The organism is Geomonas sp., from assembly GCF_056994735.1.
The window spans coordinates 1-15,910 of record NZ_JBXKJL010000249.1; the positions used below are offsets into that span (position 1 = coordinate 1).

Annotated in this window: 13 protein-coding genes and 1 pseudogene; 2 read left to right on the forward strand and 12 right to left on the reverse strand. The window is 61.0% G+C overall.

Annotation, left to right across the window (positions count from 1 at the left end; genetic code table 11):
- The first annotated feature begins 130 nt into the window (after positions 1-130).
- Positions 131-580 carry a PAS domain-containing protein gene (locus tag AC11W3_RS10990; protein WP_484089510.1) on the forward strand — a complete coding sequence of 150 codons (450 nt, stop codon included), beginning with the start codon at positions 131-133 and terminating at the stop codon, positions 578-580.
- Between the two features lie 53 nt (positions 581-633).
- Here AC11W3_RS10990 and bfr read toward each other — a convergent pair whose 3' ends face one another.
- From bfr to AC11W3_RS11045, 11 genes are all read right to left on the reverse strand, one after another.
- Positions 634-1,098: a bacterioferritin gene (gene bfr / locus AC11W3_RS10995; protein WP_484089509.1), complete on the reverse strand. Its 465-nt coding sequence runs from the start codon at positions 1,096-1,098 to the stop codon at positions 634-636.
- Between the two features lie 476 nt (positions 1,099-1,574).
- A complete protein-coding gene (locus AC11W3_RS11000; protein WP_484089508.1) occupies positions 1,575-2,873 on the reverse strand; it encodes a uracil-xanthine permease family protein in 1,299 nt (432 codons plus the stop codon).
- A gap of 68 nt (positions 2,874-2,941) precedes the next feature.
- Positions 2,942-3,571, reverse strand: a complete 630-nt coding sequence (gene upp / locus AC11W3_RS11005) for a uracil phosphoribosyltransferase (protein WP_484089507.1) — start codon at positions 3,569-3,571, stop codon at positions 2,942-2,944.
- 394 nt (positions 3,572-3,965) lie between these two features.
- Entirely contained in the window at positions 3,966-4,793 is an 828-nt protein-coding gene (locus AC11W3_RS11010) for a rhomboid family intramembrane serine protease (protein ID WP_484089506.1), read from the reverse strand.
- Complete coding sequence (locus AC11W3_RS11015; protein WP_484089505.1) at positions 4,793-6,043, reverse strand: dihydrolipoamide acetyltransferase family protein; 1,251 nt, start codon at positions 6,041-6,043, stop codon at positions 4,793-4,795. The genes AC11W3_RS11010 and AC11W3_RS11015 overlap by 1 nt, the downstream gene beginning before the upstream one ends.
- Before the next feature lie 46 nt (positions 6,044-6,089).
- Positions 6,090-7,052, reverse strand: a complete 963-nt coding sequence (locus AC11W3_RS11020; RefSeq protein ID WP_484089504.1) for an alpha-ketoacid dehydrogenase subunit beta — start codon at positions 7,050-7,052, stop codon at positions 6,090-6,092.
- A gap of 1 nt (position 7,053) precedes the next feature.
- Positions 7,054-8,109: a pyruvate dehydrogenase (acetyl-transferring) E1 component subunit alpha gene (pdhA, locus tag AC11W3_RS11025; protein WP_484093018.1), complete on the reverse strand. Its 1,056-nt coding sequence runs from the start codon at positions 8,107-8,109 to the stop codon at positions 7,054-7,056.
- 185 nt (positions 8,110-8,294) lie between these two features.
- A complete protein-coding gene (locus tag AC11W3_RS11030) occupies positions 8,295-8,984 on the reverse strand; it encodes a TVP38/TMEM64 family protein (protein ID WP_484089502.1) in 690 nt (229 codons plus the stop codon).
- Between the two features lie 78 nt (positions 8,985-9,062).
- A complete protein-coding gene (locus tag AC11W3_RS11035; RefSeq protein ID WP_484089501.1) occupies positions 9,063-10,586 on the reverse strand; it encodes a mercuric reductase in 1,524 nt (507 codons plus the stop codon).
- 212 nt (positions 10,587-10,798) lie between these two features.
- Positions 10,799-11,380: a hypothetical protein gene (locus AC11W3_RS11040; protein WP_484089500.1), complete on the reverse strand. Its 582-nt coding sequence runs from the start codon at positions 11,378-11,380 to the stop codon at positions 10,799-10,801.
- 51 nt (positions 11,381-11,431) lie between these two features.
- Positions 11,432-12,127: an outer membrane protein gene (locus tag AC11W3_RS11045; RefSeq protein WP_484089499.1), complete on the reverse strand. Its 696-nt coding sequence runs from the start codon at positions 12,125-12,127 to the stop codon at positions 11,432-11,434.
- A gap of 551 nt (positions 12,128-12,678) precedes the next feature.
- Between AC11W3_RS11045 and AC11W3_RS11050 the strand changes: the two genes are divergently transcribed.
- Positions 12,679-15,288, forward strand: coding sequence for a sensor domain-containing protein (locus AC11W3_RS11050; protein ID WP_484089498.1), 2,610 nt, complete (start codon positions 12,679-12,681; stop codon positions 15,286-15,288).
- Positions 15,289-15,676: 388 nt separating this feature from the next.
- Here the strand turns inward: AC11W3_RS11050 and AC11W3_RS11055 are convergent.
- A pseudogene (locus AC11W3_RS11055) lies at positions 15,677-15,910 on the reverse strand (hypothetical protein); the annotation flags it as partial.

Sequence of the window (15,910 nt, forward strand, 5' to 3'; positions counted from 1 at the left end):
CTCTTCTTGAGGGCGACCTGTGTTAGCAAGAGAATATATTCCATCATGATCAGAACTTGACCCGTATCAAAGATTTTCAAAGAGGGAGTGGTATTCTTTTGAGCAGGCGGGCAACGAAGGAGGAGTACGTATGAGCGAGATTGTGTTCGAGGAGCTGTGCCGGCAGTTGGTAAGACAGTGCAATGACGCCATCGTCTACTCAGACAGGGGGGGCAGTATCCGGCTCTGGAATGCCGGAGCAGAGGCGATGTTCGGCTTCACGGCGGATGAGGCGATAGGGCGCTCCCTGGACCTGATCATTCCGGAGAATCAGCGTGCACGGCACTGGGAGGGGTATTTCAGGGTGATGGAGACGGGAACGACCCGATATGCGAAGGAATTGCTGGCGGCGCCTGCCATCCGCAAGGATGGGATCAGGATCTCCACCGAGTTCTCCATGACCATCATCAGGGATGCGGATGGCGGGATTGCCGGGACGGCGGCGGTGATTCGCGAGGTGAGCGCGAGGTGGCAGAAGGAAAAGGCCCTGAGGGCGCGGCTGGCGGAGTTGGAGAAGGAGGGAGTGGGAACTGGGGAGTAGGGGATGGAGCCTCTCCTCTCCCAACTCCCACTCCCTGTTTCCCGTCCCGGTATCTACATCTGGCCCGACAGATACAGCTGCACGCCTAGTTGCGATATCTGGTCCAGCTGGGCCTCTATGTCGTCTATGTGCTGCTCCTCGGCCTCCAGGATCGCTTCCAGCAGCTCCTTGGTTCCGTTGTCGCCCAACTCGGCAGCGATACGGATGCTATCGTTGTATCCCTTGATCGCCGTCTCCTCCGAGGCGTGATCGAACTGGTGCATCTTCGGGACTTCACCGCCGATGTGGACGGGGTCGAGCCTGCTGACGATGGGGCGTCCTTCGAGGAATATGATCCGCTCGATCAGCTTTTCCGCATGCTTCATCTCGGTAATGGCCCTTGCCCGGATCAAGGAGTGGAGTTTGCTGTACCCCCAGTTTTCACACATCTCGGCGTGGACCATGTACTGATTTGTCGCGGTCAACTCCTCGGCAAGTCGTACGTTAAGCTGCTCAATGACCCTCTCGTTCCCCTTCATGAATAACCTCCTTTTGCGGTAATGGCCTAGATGGCCGTCAGCAGGGTTCCTTGTCAAAATTGAGAAAGCTAAAGATTTCCCTTCATTAGCTGCTCCTCCAAAGTCAAGTCGAATACGATTATATCGCCCCTTGTCGGCTTGGCAATCTGCCGGCCCGATCGCTATCGGCGCAGACGAAGGGGGCATGAATTCGATGGAGACCGGGAACGGTTCTTCGAAGGGGGCTTGGGAGCCTTGCAAGGGGTGGCTTGGCTACCCGGATGAAATGGCTGCGGGATTTGCCAGAAGGGAGTGGGGACTGCCCGAAGCTGCTCAGCGCATACCGGAAGCGGCTGCCAGTGCTGGAACAGCGAAGGGCGGCTCAGCCAAAAGGACCGAGCCGCCCTTCCACTAGACGATCAGGGAGGCGGTGTACCTCCCGTCAGGAGGAAGCCGGGTGGGGACAGTATCCAGCTAAACTGCACGCGGCGCGAAAGCTATTCGCCCCCGGCCGGCGCAGCGGCGTCCGCGATTGAAGCCCCTGACGCCGCGGTTTCCCCAGGTTTCTCCGTCTCCCCCTGAGGCAGCAGCAAGTTCAGCAGGATCGCCGCGATCCCGCACAGGCTCACGCCATGCAGATGCTGGCCGGCGAAGTTGATGCTCAGCCCGCCGATCCCGAAGACCAGCACCAGCGAGACGATGATCAGGTTGCGGGGCCGATGCATGTCGACCCGGGCATGGATCAGCGTGTTGAGGCCTACGGCAGCGATGCTGCCGAAGAGCAGCATCATGATCCCGCCCATCACCGGAACCGGGATGGACTGCAGGATCGCGTTGAACTTCCCGAAGAAGGCCATCAGGACGGCGAAACCGGCCGCCCAGGTCATGATGACCGGGTTGTAACAGCGGGTGATCATGACAGCGCCGGTGACCTCGGCGTAGGTGGTGACGGGAGGGCCGCCTATCAGGGCAGCGCAACAGACGGCCAGGCCGTCACCCAGCATGGTCCGGTGCAACCCCGGCTCGTCGGTGTAATCCTTGCCGGTGACCGCACCGATGGCGACGATGTCCCCCACGTGCTCGATGGCCGGAGCCAGGGCCACCGGAATCATGAAGAGGACCGCGGCGAAGTTCCACTCGGGCTTCACGAAGTGAGGAAGCTCGATCCAGGGTGCGGCCGCGATCTTCGAGAAATCAACGAGACCGAGGCAGATGGAGAGGAGGTAGCCGACCGCGACCCCGGAGATTACCGGGACCAGCCGGAAGATCCCCTTCGCCCGTGTGGCAACGGTCGCGGTCGTGGCCAGCGATACCCCGGCCACGATCAGGGCGGTGTCGTACCCCACCAGCACAGCCTTGCCATCCCCGGTTTTTCCCATGGCCATGTTAACCGCGACACCGGCGAGCCCCAGACCGATCACCATGATGATCGGGCCGACCACGACCGGCGGGGTGATCCGGTGGATGAACTGCACCCCTTTCAGCCGGATGACCAGGGAGAGGAGGAGGTAGACAAAGCCCGCGGCGAAGAGACCGCACAGGGTGGAGGGAAGCCCCCAGGTCTGGGTACTGTAGATGATGGGCGCGATGAAGGCGAAGGATGATCCCAGGAAGATCGGGACCTGCCGCCTCGTCGTCAGCTGAAAGATGATGGTGCCAAGGCCCGAACCGAGAAGGGCCATGCTCGGGTTAAGCCCGGTAAGGATGGGGACCAGCACCAAGGCGCCGAAGGCGACAAACAATATCTGGGCACCGGACAGCGCCTGGCGCCATACCGGTTCGGCTACTTCATTCATTGAAACCTCGTTTGGAGTTGTCGGCGGCAACGGGAGGGTCGACGTGGGGATGTGCCAGCGATCGGCAGTTACTTCGTCCCGAAGATCTTGTCCCCTGCGTCTCCCAGACCGGGGATGATGTAGCCATGCTCGTTCAGGTGATCGTCTATGGAGGCGACGTAGATATCGACCTCGGGATAGGCCATACTGAGCCTCTCCAGCCCCTCCGGCGCAGCAACCAGCGACAGGACGCGGATCTGGAGGCAGCCCGACTTCTTCAACATCTCTATGGTGGCGGCGATCGACCCGCCGGTGGCCAGCATCGGGTCTATGATAAGCGCCAGCCGTTCTCCAAGGAGTCCCACGAAGCGCTCGAAGTAGGCATGCGCTTCAAGGGTCTCCTCATTCCTGGCCAGACCGACGACGCTGACCTTGGCGTTGGGGATCATGCCGAGGACACCGTCCAGCATGCCGATCCCGGCCCGCAGGATCGGAACCACGGTCACCTTTTTCCCCTTGATCTGCTGGATCGTGACGCGGTTTCCGTCCCAGCCGTCGATCTCCTTTTCTTCAAGGTCGAAGTCCTTGCTGGCCTCGTAAGCCAGCAGGCAGGCCACCTCAGCGGTCAGCTCCCGGAACTTCTTCGTGCTGATCCCCGCCTCCCTCATCAGACCGATCTTGTGCTTTACCAGCGGGTGATTCACTTCATGGACGCTCATCTACTCTCCCGTCACAAAATTTTTGTTGCTACGATACCGGAATGAAGTTGCAGAAAGCAAGGCAGATCGAGTTAAACCTGTTAAATGTAAGGCTTTCTCATCATGCCGCCTCACGCTGATCATCAGGAGAACCGCATCATCCCCCACCCTGGAGAGAAGGGCTAGGGGTGGGGGAAGAGGCCACGGCGTGAGGATCTTTCAGAACCATTGAGCCTTGCGGGGATCGCCATCATCCCCCTCCCCTGGAGGGAGGGGGGCAGGGGTGGGGGAAGGTGCCACAGGGTGAGGATATCTAGGGTACGGTATACGAGACCCGTAGCGGGAGGCGATGCTGGAGGATAGGATCTGCAGCAGAGAGAGGCGTATCTCACGGGGAGTAGGCGCAACAGCAGAATCAGCGACGGCCCGCGAAGGCAGTCAGCCCCGCGAAAATCAGGATCAGCACGGTGACCAAGACGCAAAGTAGCGCCAGCAGGCGGTGCCAGCTCCCCTCCCGACGCCGCTCGCCGTATCCGAGGACCTTGGCCACCACGACGCCGCCCACCACCCCGCCCCCGTGCCCCCAGTTGTTGATGCCCGGCATGACCAGGCCGAAGATGACCAGGCTGATCAACCAGCCGCTTACCTCCTTGGAAACCGCTGCGCCGTACTGCCCGCCACGGCTCTTGCCGAAGTAGAAGAGGGCGCCGATCAAGGCGCAGACCGAGGCAGAGGCGCCGATGGTGAAGCCGACGCTGGCAAAGCAGGAGACGAGGTACCCGCAGACGCCGCCGAGGGTATAGATGGCGAACATCCGGCTGGGGCCGAACTCGGAACTGACCCATGGCCCGATCTGGCGCAACGCCATCATGTTGAAGAGAATGTGCAGGAGCCCGCCGTGCAGGTAGTTCGCCGAGATCAGGGTCCACCAGCGGTGTAGCTCGAATACCGGGACGGTTCCGGTCGCGCCGAGCAGCAGAAGGCTCAACTGGTCGGGAGAGAGGAAACTCAGCGGATTCATGCCGAAGCCGCGATGCTTGCTAAGGAGCAGTGACAGGAGATAGAAAATGACGTTTACCGCGATGATGACCTTGATGAGCCATTCACCGTTGGGGTCAATGCCGCTCCAGTCCGTGGCCCTCGACCACAGGCCGGGGCGGGGGGCGCCGCACCGCGGGCACTTCGATTCACCGGCGTAGATGAGGCCGCCGCAGTGCGGACATTTTACCGAGCGTTTGGGCATCAGGTCCCTTCGATGAGGAGCGAACCGGGGTCCTCCAGGTAATGGAGGACCCTGCCGAGGAACCGGGCGGCATAGGCGCCGTCGGTGACACGGTGGTCAAAGGTGAGCGAAAGAGGCAGGATCTTCCTGATGGCGATCTGGCCGCGATGGACCCAGGGACGCTCCACGATGCGACCAAAGCCCATGATGGCGACATCGGGCCAGTTGATGATGGGGGTGGCGAAGGTGCCGCCGAAGTGCCCGTAGTTGGTAATGGTGAAGCTGCTTCCCCGGAGATCCTCCAGCGAGATGGTCCTTTCCCGGGCCTTGCGCCCCAGTTCCTGGATATCCTCCGCGAGTTCGATGATGCTCTTCTTGTCGACATCGCGAATCACCGGGACCATCAGCCCCTCCGCCGTATCGACCGCGATCCCGAAGTGATAGTGCTTCTTCACGATGATCATTTCGGCCGCCTCGTCGATGGAGGCATTCAGCAGAGGATGTTCGCGAAGGGCGTGCTGCGACGCCTTCATGAAAAAGGGAAGAAAGGTCAGGTGGGCTCCGCGGGCCTCGACCTCCCCCTGCTCCCTCATCCGCATCTCCCAGACCTCGGTGATGTCGGCCTCCTCCATGCTGGTGACGGAGGCTGTGGTTCTTTGGGAGGCGACGACGTTGCGGGCGATGGTGCGACGCAGGCCCCGTAGCGGGATCTGCTCCTCCGTTGCCGTCATCGCCATCCGCGGCTGCGGCTGTCCCTTCGTCCCGGCCTTCATCTGCGGCCGCGCCGGGGTCGCCACCCGCTCCAGGTCTTCTGGAGTTATGCAGCCACGGGGGCCGCTGCCACGGATGCCGTTTAAATCTACCCCCTTCTCCCTCGCCAGCCTCCTCACCATCGGGGTGGCAAGCCCGCCAAAATCCCCATGCGGTGGATGAGGTGCCTCCTCTTCCGCCTCCGGCAGCGAGCCGACGATCCCGACCGAAGGACGCCGCTGGGGCTCTGTCACCCCCGGGGGGGGCTGCAGGGACTGCTCGGCTGCGTCATTGATGGTGAGGACCGTCTCGCCGACCTTGACCGTCTCCCCTTCCTGGCGATGGAAGCGGGAGATCACGCCCGCGCGGGGGGAGGGAACCTCCACCACAGCCTTGTCCGTCTCCACCTCCAGCAGCGCCTGATGCTGGGAAACCCGGTCCCCTTCGGCCACCAGCCATTTGCGCAACTCTACCTCGGCGATGCCTTCACCCAGATCGGGGAGCTTGAAATCAAAGGACATGGCGGCCTCTCTGAAACCGGTTCTACCTTCTATGGTCCTTGCTGCCTTAGTACTGAAGCACCTGGTCGAGCGCTGCCTGTATCCGCTGAGTCGAGGGGAGGTAATGGTCGATCAGCTTGGCCAGCGGGACAGGCACATCGGGGGCCGTAACCCTCAGGATGGGGGCGCGCAGGTAAAGAATAGCCTCTTCGGCGATGGTAGCCGCGATTTCCGCGCCGAGACCGCAGGTCCTCACCGCCTCATGCACGATCACCACCCTGCCGGTCTTCTTCACCGAGGCCAGCACCGCCTCGACATCAAGAGGATTGACAGTGAGGAGATCAAGCACCTCCGCATCGTACCTGTCCACCGACTTGAGGACCCGCTCCAGCATGCTCCCCCAGGCGATGACAGTGACCGCCCTCCCCTCGCGGGCCTTGCGCGCGCGTCCAAGCTCGACTACATAATCCCCCTCGGGGACCTCCTCCTTCACCATCCGGTAAAGCCGCGTCGGCTCCAGGAACAGGACCGGATCAGGGTCCCGCAGGGAGGCGAGCAGGAGCCCCTTGGCGTGGTACGGCCCCGAAGGGACCACCACCTTCAGCCCCGGTATCTGGCAGAAGATGGCCTCGGAACTTTCTTCATGCAGCTCGGGTGCCTTGATCCCCCCGCCGTAGGGGGTCCTGACCACCATGGGGCAGCTGAAGCGCCCGCGCGAGCGGGAACGGAGCCTCGCGGCATGGGCGAAGATCTGCTCGAAGGCGGAGTAGGTGAAACCCATGAACTGGATCTCCGGCACCGGACGAAGGCCGTAGGCAGCCATGCCGATGGCTGCGCCCATTATGGCCGATTCGGAAAGGGGGGTATCCAGCACCCTCTCTTCTCCGAAACGCTCCTGGAGCCCCTCGGTGACGCGGAAGACCCCTCCGTCCCTCCCGACGTCCTCTCCCAGCAGCACGACCCGGTCATCGCGCGCCATCTCCAGGGCCAGGGCCTGGTTGATCGCCTGCACCATGTTCACAACGGCCATGTCAGCGCCCCTTCCTTTGCTCTTCCTGCCGCGGGGTCAGCGTCGCCAGGGTCCCCTCGAACAGCTCGGCCGCAGCCGGCGGCGGTATCGCCTCCATCTCCTGCACGGCCTGGTCGACGGTGGCGGTGACGCGGGCCTTGAGCTCGCTCCCGGCCTCAGGACTCCACCGGCCCCGCGACTGCAGGTAGCGCTCCAGCCTCAGGATCGGGTCCCTCTCCCGCCACTTCGCCACCTCTTCAGGGGAGCGGTAGCGCCCGGCATCATCGGCAGTGGTATGATCGGCGATGCGGTAGGTGAGGCACTCGATGAAGGTGGGACCGCCACCGCTTCTTGCCTCCTCCGCGGCCAGCAAGGTGGCGCGGTAGACGGCGAAGACATCATTGCCGTCTACCTGGATTCCCCGGAAGCCGTAGGCGAACGCCTTCTGGGCCAGGGAGGCCGCGGCAGTCTGATTTCTGAGGGGGACGGAGATAGCCCACTGGTTGTTCTGGCAGATGAAGACCATGGGGAGGCGGAAGACCCCCGCCATGTTCATCCCCTCGTGGAAGTCTCCCTTCGAGGTGGCGCCGTCGCCGAAATAGGTGACGACGGCGATGTTGTCATTGCGGTAGCGGGCGGCGAGCGCGGCGCCGACGGCATGGGGAATCTGGCTCCCCACCGCGACACAGAAGGGGAAGATGTTGAACTCCTTCGGCGCCTTCTGGGCGCGCTCATCGCCGGTCCAGTACTGGAGGAGCTGGGGGATCGGGTACCCGAGGGTCAGGTGCACCCCCATCTCCCTGAAGGAAGGGAAAATCCAGTCAGACCGCGAGATGGCGAATGCGCTTCCGATCTGGGCGGCCTCCTGACCCATGACCGGCGGATAGGTACCGAGCCGTCCCTCCCTCTGCAGGGCAACCGCCCGCTCGTCGAAGGTTCGCGTCAGCACCATGGCCTCGTACATGCGCCCGATCTCCTCAGGGGAGAGCGGCGGCATGAGCGCCTCGTCCACCTCCCCTTTCTCATTGAGAATGCTCAGGTGCCGGACCTCGAAAGTGGCAAGTATTTCTTCTGACATGGCGAGGGCTCTGGATCTGACGTGGTGGCAATCAATGAAAAGAGTGTAAACGACACTCTTAGGATGTCAAAGGGGTGGCGCCGGGGCCGCCGGAAGGGTGACCGGATCGCTGACAGGTGACCAAGTGGGGGAAGGGAATCCGGAGAGGGGTCGCTACGGGAGGAGCAGCCGGAGGTGAGGGGACCTCAGCGGGACCCCTCACCTCCGGCCTTCTTGAACTTGCCGTAAAGGGCGGGGATCAGGGCGAAAAGCCCCAGGAGCGCGAAGGCCCCCAGCACGCGGGGGGAGGCGACATCACGCAGCGAGTTCACCGATGCCAGGCTGGCGCCGGCGTTGACGAAGACGAAGCCACCGGGGATGATGCCGGCCAGGGTGCCGATCACGAAGGTCCCCAGGGGGAGCCTGGTCAGCCCCGCAGCCAGATTTATCAGGAAAAAGGGGAAGAGGGGCACCAGGCGGAGGAAGAGGAGGTAGTTGAGGCCGCGGCTCTGCAACTCCCGATTAAGCCCCTCCAGCCTCGAGCCGAAACGGTCCAGGATGAGATCCCGCAGAAGGTACCTCGTGACCAAAAAGGCCAGGGTGGCCCCAACGGTGGCCGCCGCCACGGCATACACCGTCCCCATGGCCGAGCCGAAGACGGCCCCGGCGGCAAGCGACAGTATGGCCGCCCCCGGAAGAGAGAGCGCGGTCTGGACGATGTAGATTGCCATGAAGACAGCCACGGTGATGACAGGGTGGGCTTGATGGTAGGCCAGCAGGGCCTGGCGGTTGGCCTTCAGAGCGTCCAGGGTCAGATAACGGCCGAGGTCGAGGTAGAAAAAGACGGCCACGGCCAGTGCCGCGGCAACCAAGAGGAGCATTTTTTTTACATTCATTCAACGGACTCCGGTTCTTCTTTATTCTCTTCACCAGGATACTGCTCAGGAGGGCAGCGGTCCCGGCCGTACCTCCCCTCACCTCCTCTGCCACCAAAGCCAGGCCGACATAAGCTTCTTGACGGTCGGGGTGAGGCGGGTGCGGTTATAGGCATCCGCCAGCTTCTTGATCGCCTCGGCCTGGGTCGGATAAGGGTGAACGGTCCTCCCGATCGCGGAGATTCCCAGGCCGGAAGTCATGGCGAGGGTTATCTCGTTCATCATCTCACCGGCATGTCTGGCCACGATTGTGGCGCCGACGACCCTGTCCGTCCCCTTCCGGAGGTGAACCCGGGCGAACCCTTCGGTCTCTCCATCAAGGACCGCGCGGTCGACTTCCGATAACGCCACGGTCAGGGTGGTGATCCCGACACCTTTCGCGGCGGCATCCCCCTCGTACACGCCGACGTGAGCTACCTCGGGATCGGTGTAGGTGCACCAGGGAACGGTCAGCGAGGAGTTCTTCTGGCGCCTCTTGAAGAGCGCATTCGCTATCACCGTCCGCGCCTGGGCGTCAGCCATATGGGTGAATTTGTGGGGAGAGCAGATATCGCCTGCCGCGTACACGCGCGGGTTGGACGTCTGCAGCAGGTCGTTGACGCTGACGCCGGCCCTGTCATAGGCGACCCCTGCCGTCTCCAGCGCCAAACCCTCGACATTGGGCGCCCGCCCTGTCGCGACGAGGATGGCATCCGCCTCAATTTCCAGATCCGCACCATCCCGCTCGAGGCGGAGGAGTTTCACGACTCCGCGACTCTCGACTGCGGTGATGCCGGCGCCGAGTTCCACGGCGACTCCTTCACGCAGGAAGACCTGCTGGAGGATGGCTGCGGCGTCGGCGTCCTCCCGGCCCAGCAGCTGCGCGCCCCGCTCTATCACCGTGACCCGGCTGCCAAAGCGGGCGAAAGCTTGGGCGAGTTCACAGCCGATCGGCCCCCCTCCGACCACTGCCAGGCGGGGAGGGAGTTCGGTCAGGGAGAAGACGGTCTCATTGGTGAGATAGCCGACTTCGGCAAGACCCGGTATCGGCGGAGCGGCGGCACGAGCCCCCGTGCAGATTGCCGCCTTGGCGAAGGAAAGGGTCCGGCCATCGACTTCGACCGTGTCGGGCCCGGTGAATCTCCCCTCCCCCAGGTAGACGTCAACGCCGAGCTCGTCCCGGAAACGCACTGCGGAGTCGTGCTTGCTGATCGTTGCCCGGAGCCGCCGCATCCGCTCCATGGCCATGGCAAAATCGGGCTCCACTCCGTTGCTACCGGTCACACCGAAGGTACCGCTCGACCGGGCGTCGAAAGCGGCCCGGGAAGCGCGGATCACCCCCTTGGACGGAACGCACCCGACATTGAGGCAGTCTCCCCCCAGGAGATGCTTTTCCACCAGGGCCACCTTGGCCCCAAGACCGGCAGCTCCCGCGGCGCAGACGAGGCCCGCCGTACCTCCCCCGATGACGACGAGGTTGTAGCGGCCGGACGGTTCCGGGTTCACCCACCTGGCAGGATGCACGTTCTCCGAAAGGACCCGGTTCTCATCGGTATCCGGTTGCACAAATACGGTGCCGCTCATGGTAGACACCTCGCCTCTCTCTCGTGCGCATCCCTCCGAAGATAGGGGAAACGCATATTAGTACGGTCGTCCTTGATGAACAACCGATTTCTTAATGATATCAAGGTCAGCGGCGGAAATCAGCGGCAAAAAAAGGAGAGGGGGTGGCTGCTGCCATCCCCCTCTCCGCGCTTCTTTATCAATTCATCCGGCTACGCCGCGCTTCTACCTGGCTAGCGGAAGACCCCGTAAAGGGCGAGTTGGCTGGCTGTGAAGCTGATCTTGCCGGTACTGCCGACCACCGCGCTCTGCGGCGAGGTCCATCTACCGGTCGTGGAATCATACCTGTAAACGGTAACGGACTCCCCTGCGGCAAGGGAACCGGCGTCGACGCTGGCGGACAATCCGGGCTGGGCGTCCCGCGCCTCTCCCACCAGCATCTGCAGGTACGACACCAAGGTCCCCGGAGCCGAGGCTTGGGCCGCCGAAGGAAGAGTCGTCACATCCGCCGAGTAAACAACCTTGGTACCGACCGTGCCGGAGACCACGGCATGGGCAGCGTCCTCCAGCAGGGTACGCCCCTGCACCAGGACCTCGGTTTTAGCCGGCGCCGTCAACTGGGCGGCAGTTGCCCCCGTATATCCCCAGGAATCAACGGCCAGGCTTCCGGTCGCCACCGTGACGGTAGTCGGTTGAGACGGCTGAGTCCCGGTGTCTGCTATGCCGCCTTCATTCCCGATTCCGCAAGCGCAAAGAGTCGCTATCAAACCTGCCGCCGACAGCAGGACGGCTATTTTATTCCTGCATATCCTCATTCAAATCCTCTCTCGCCCTCGCGAACTGCCAAAGGCGCTGTTATCGACGGTTTAGAACTTGATCCTCAGCCCTACAGAGCCGTTGTGACTTGCGAGGTTGAACTCCGTCGAGTTCGGCCAGTTCGTGCTGAGGCTGACCCTGCTGGTGCCGAAATAGCGGTAGCCAAGGTCGAGGGAAAGACGGCGGTTCATGGCGACCTCGACACCCCCGCCGACCTGGTAGGCAAAAGCGGCGGCGTCATCGGAACGGAAGATGTGGTAGTTGAGGGCACCCGATTGCGCGTCGACCCCCTTGGTATTGCTGATGTGGACGGAGGTAAAGCCCATGCCGCCCCCGAGGTACGGGGTTACCGGGCTGTCGTTGTGGATGTCGAAGAAGGTGTTCATCATCATCGCGAAGGCGCCTATGTGGCCATCGGTGTTGACATACCTGGTCCCGAAGGTCGGTTCGCTGACCGAGGTGATTTCTCCATTCCTGTAGGACATCTCCCCCTCCAGACGCATGAACCCGAAGTCGTAACCGGCAGTGCAGCCGATGTTCATGCCGGGGTCGAATTGCGTCCGGGCTTCCTTGGTGGAGACGGGATTGAACTCACTGGTGGTTATGGTGGTGTCCTGGAAGGCGCTGGCTCCCAGGAAAACTGACATGTAGCCGCCCGGCTGAGGCGGTGCGGCAAAGCAGACAGCCGGAATTACCGCCATACCTATCACGGTAGCGGCAGCGGCCAAGATTCTTCTCATCTTCATCCACTTCCTCCTTGCATTATCGGGCCAGGTGGCCCGCATTAAAATTTCCGCGCGAGAGCCTCGACGCGGCGTTTTTTCCTCCTATGTGAACGAGGGTCCCGTCTCTGCTGCCGGCAAACTGAAAAGGGGAAGTGACCGAGTCGGGGCACCTGCGGGGATGCTGCGTAATTCAGATGCACGGGGTCCTGCGTATGGCCGGGATGGGGGAGGTTGGGGAATGAATAGGTGCCGTAGCGGATGAGCCAACTGCAAGAAGATTATCAATCAGTACAAAACAGGTCCCTTCGAAAGCGGGCGCATTATAGTAGGCATTGATCAACAACGGAACTCTTTTTTTCGCAGAATCAGCACATTAGGAGTGATGAATCAGTCATTGGCTGCGGCCGGCTTCCCGCTATGACTGCACCTTTTGGCACTGAAAGAACAGTGATGACCTTTTCCGTGAAATGAGATATCATTTTCATCATCAAGAAGAACAGGTATAGGAGCAGCATAAATCCGCCACTCTGTATCGACTTGATTTATAAGCTCATTTTTCTACTGAGGAGATCATGGACACAGACAATACCGTACCTTTGGAAGCCGAGGCAAGAGGCCGGGGGGCAGAGCAGAAGCGTGAAAAGCTGAGACCCCACACCTTGAGGGAAGGGGCATCCTCGGCCACGCATCGGGTCCACGCTGGATGCGAAGAAGTCGCCAAGGCTCTGGGAAGATATGCCGACCTGTACGAGTCTGCACCCGTCGGCTATTTCACCCTCGACGGCGACGGCGTGATCCGGGCCGTCAACCTCACCGGGGCCAAACTCATCGGTGCTGATCGCCAGGGTCTGCTGGGGAACAACTTCGGCCAACTGGTATGTCCGGAAACGGCTCAGACCTTCAAATCCTTTCTGGAAAACATTGCCGCATGCCAAGCGAAAGGGGCATGTGAGGTCACGCTGATGAAGAAGGATGGGGAGCCGCTTTTTGTGCGGATGGAGGCTGCGCTCTCGACGTCCGGGCAGGAATACCGGCTGGCGGTACTCGATATAACCGACCGGAAGCGCTACGAGGAGGCCCTGCAGGTTTCGGAAGCCCGCTATCGCCGCCTCTTCGAAACGGCCAAAGACGGCATCATGATCGTTGACGCCGAAAGTGGCGAGATCACCGAGGTGAACCCCTTCCTGGTCGAAATGCTGGGGACCAGGCGGGAGGGGCTGCTGGGCAAGAAATTGTGGGAAGTGGCAATGTTTGCCGCCTTCGCCGCCGACCGCCCCCACTTCGACAGCCTTTTACGAAAAGACTTCATCCATCACGAGGACCTGCCACTGACCACGAATGACGGGCGGCAGTTGGCAGTCGAGGTCATGAGCACGGCCTATCAGGTCTACCAGACCAAGGTGATCCAGTACAACATCCGTGACATAACCGTGAGGAAGCAGGCGGAAGAGGCGCTCCAGAAAAGCGAGGAGCAGTGCCGCACCATCGTCAGCAACATCAATGAATACGTCTACAGCGTCCGTTTTGACGACGGGGCGATAAAGTCCATCTATCATAGCCCGAAATGCTTGGACATCACCGGCTACTCTCCCGAGGAGTACTACCACGACCCGTTCCTCTGGTTCAACATGATCCACCAGGACGACCGCGAAATGGTCGTGCACTTCCTTAACGAGATTTTCGCGGGGCATGATCAGGAGCCAGTCCGCCATCGCATCGTTCATAAGAACGGGACCGAGCGATGGATCCTCAACAACTGCGCGGTACAGCGCATCGGCAACGGCACCACCCACTCCATCTCGCGTCTGGACGGGTTCATCCTGGACATCACCGAGATCAAACAGGCCGAGGAAAATATCTTTTTCCTGGCCCACCACGACCCGCTCACCAAGCTCCCCAATCGCAGCACGCTGTATGCCCGCATCGAGCAGGTCCTGGCCGTGGCGCAGAAGGCCAAACGCAGCGTGGCGGTGCTCTTCCTTGACATCGACGGTTTCAAGCAGATAAATGACACCTTGGGGCACGATGTTGGCGACAGGCTGCTCCAGTCAGTCGCCAGGCGTTTGAGCGACTGTACCCGGTCCTGCGATGTCGTTTCCAGGCTGGGTGGCGACGAGTTTGTCATCGTGCTATGGGATTGCGGGGTGGCCGAGACCACGGTGGTGGCCGAGAAGATCATCAACTCCGGCTTCTCTGTCGAAGAAAGCAACGTGGCCGTCAACACCAGCATCGGAATCAGCATCTATCCGGACGACGGGAAGGATTGCCTGGCGCTGCTGAAAAATGCCGACATCGCGATGTATCACGCAAAGAAATCGGGTGGGAGCAATTTCGAGTTCTTTACCCACAAGCTGAATGAACAGGCCCATGAGCGGTTCGCCATCGAGGTTGAGTTGCGCCGGGCACTGGAGCAAAACGAGTTCGTGCTTCACTACCAGCCAAAGGTCGACCTGGTCAGCGGCAAATTCAGCGGAATGGAGGCCCTGATCCGCTGGCAGCATCCTAGCAGAGGATTGATCCTCCCCGAGCATTTCATCACCATCGCCGAGGAGAGCGGCCTCCTTACCCCTATCAGCAAATGGATCATCCACACCGTCTCCAGGCAGATTCAGCAGTGGCAGCAGCAGGGCATCGGTCCCATTTCTGTCGCCGTGAACCTCTCAGCGAGCTTCTTCCAGCACCGCGATTTCGAAGACACCATCGAAGCGGCCCTCCTGGAGACCGGGATCGCCCCCGAATGCCTTGAGCTTGAACTCACGGAAGCAACCATCATGAGCGATCCCCAGAAGGTACTCGGCAGCATGGCGGCCATGAAGGCTCTCGGCCTTCAGCTTTCCATCGATGACTTCGGCACCGGCTATTCCAGTCTGAGCTATCTGAAGAAGCTCCCGGTTGACAAGTTGAAGATCGACCAATCATTCATCCACAATATCGCGGCAGATGCCGACAACGCCGCAGTCGTGCGCGCCGTCATCAGCATAGGACGCAGCATGCAGCTCAAGGTCATTGCTGAAGGCGTCGAGAACGCTTCTCAGCTCGCCTGGCTTCAGGCTGAAGGAAGCGAGGAGGCGCAAGGCTACTACTTCAGCAGGCCGCTGCCGACCAAGGGGATGACCGCCCTCCTCAAGCAAGGGGCCAACTTCCTCCACAACCCACGGGGGAAAATGCAGGGAAGGCATTAGGGTCAACCGGAAGTACCGCCGGAAATACCACATTAGGTCATACGTCTGTCTATAAAGCATCTAGCCCTGACCTCGATTAGTACCAATCTTCCGCCAGCTTCCAAAACTGTCATTCCCGAAGCGATTCTGATCGGGAATCCAGCTCCTAAACGACGTGAAATCTGGATCCCCGATAATAAGGGCATTCGGGGATGACAATCTCGCGCTAATTAGTACAAAAAAAGGCTGGTTGGACGGCGTGATAACTCACCAGATCCAACCAGCCTTCTTATTAATTTGTGTTTTGTTAATTTGTGTTTAGTTTTGCCTTTTATGCCTTTTATGCGACCTCTTTCTCCTACATCTTCTCCATTCCAGATCCAATCGCCTCCACTCTTCGGTGACATATTCACTCTTCGCCATCGTACCCCGTGTCAGTATCGTCGATGTCAACCGAGTCATCTTCATCGTTATCCATAGAGTTGAGATCGGGTGGCGGCGGTGAGGCTGGACCGTGGCTGTACGGTACGGCGGTCATGGTATGTCTCTGCATCTTTTCCATTTGAGCGGTCATCGCGGCGCGCTGCTGAACCAGCAGGGAGACAATATCGGCGAGTTGGTCCACCTTTTTGTCCTTGGATGC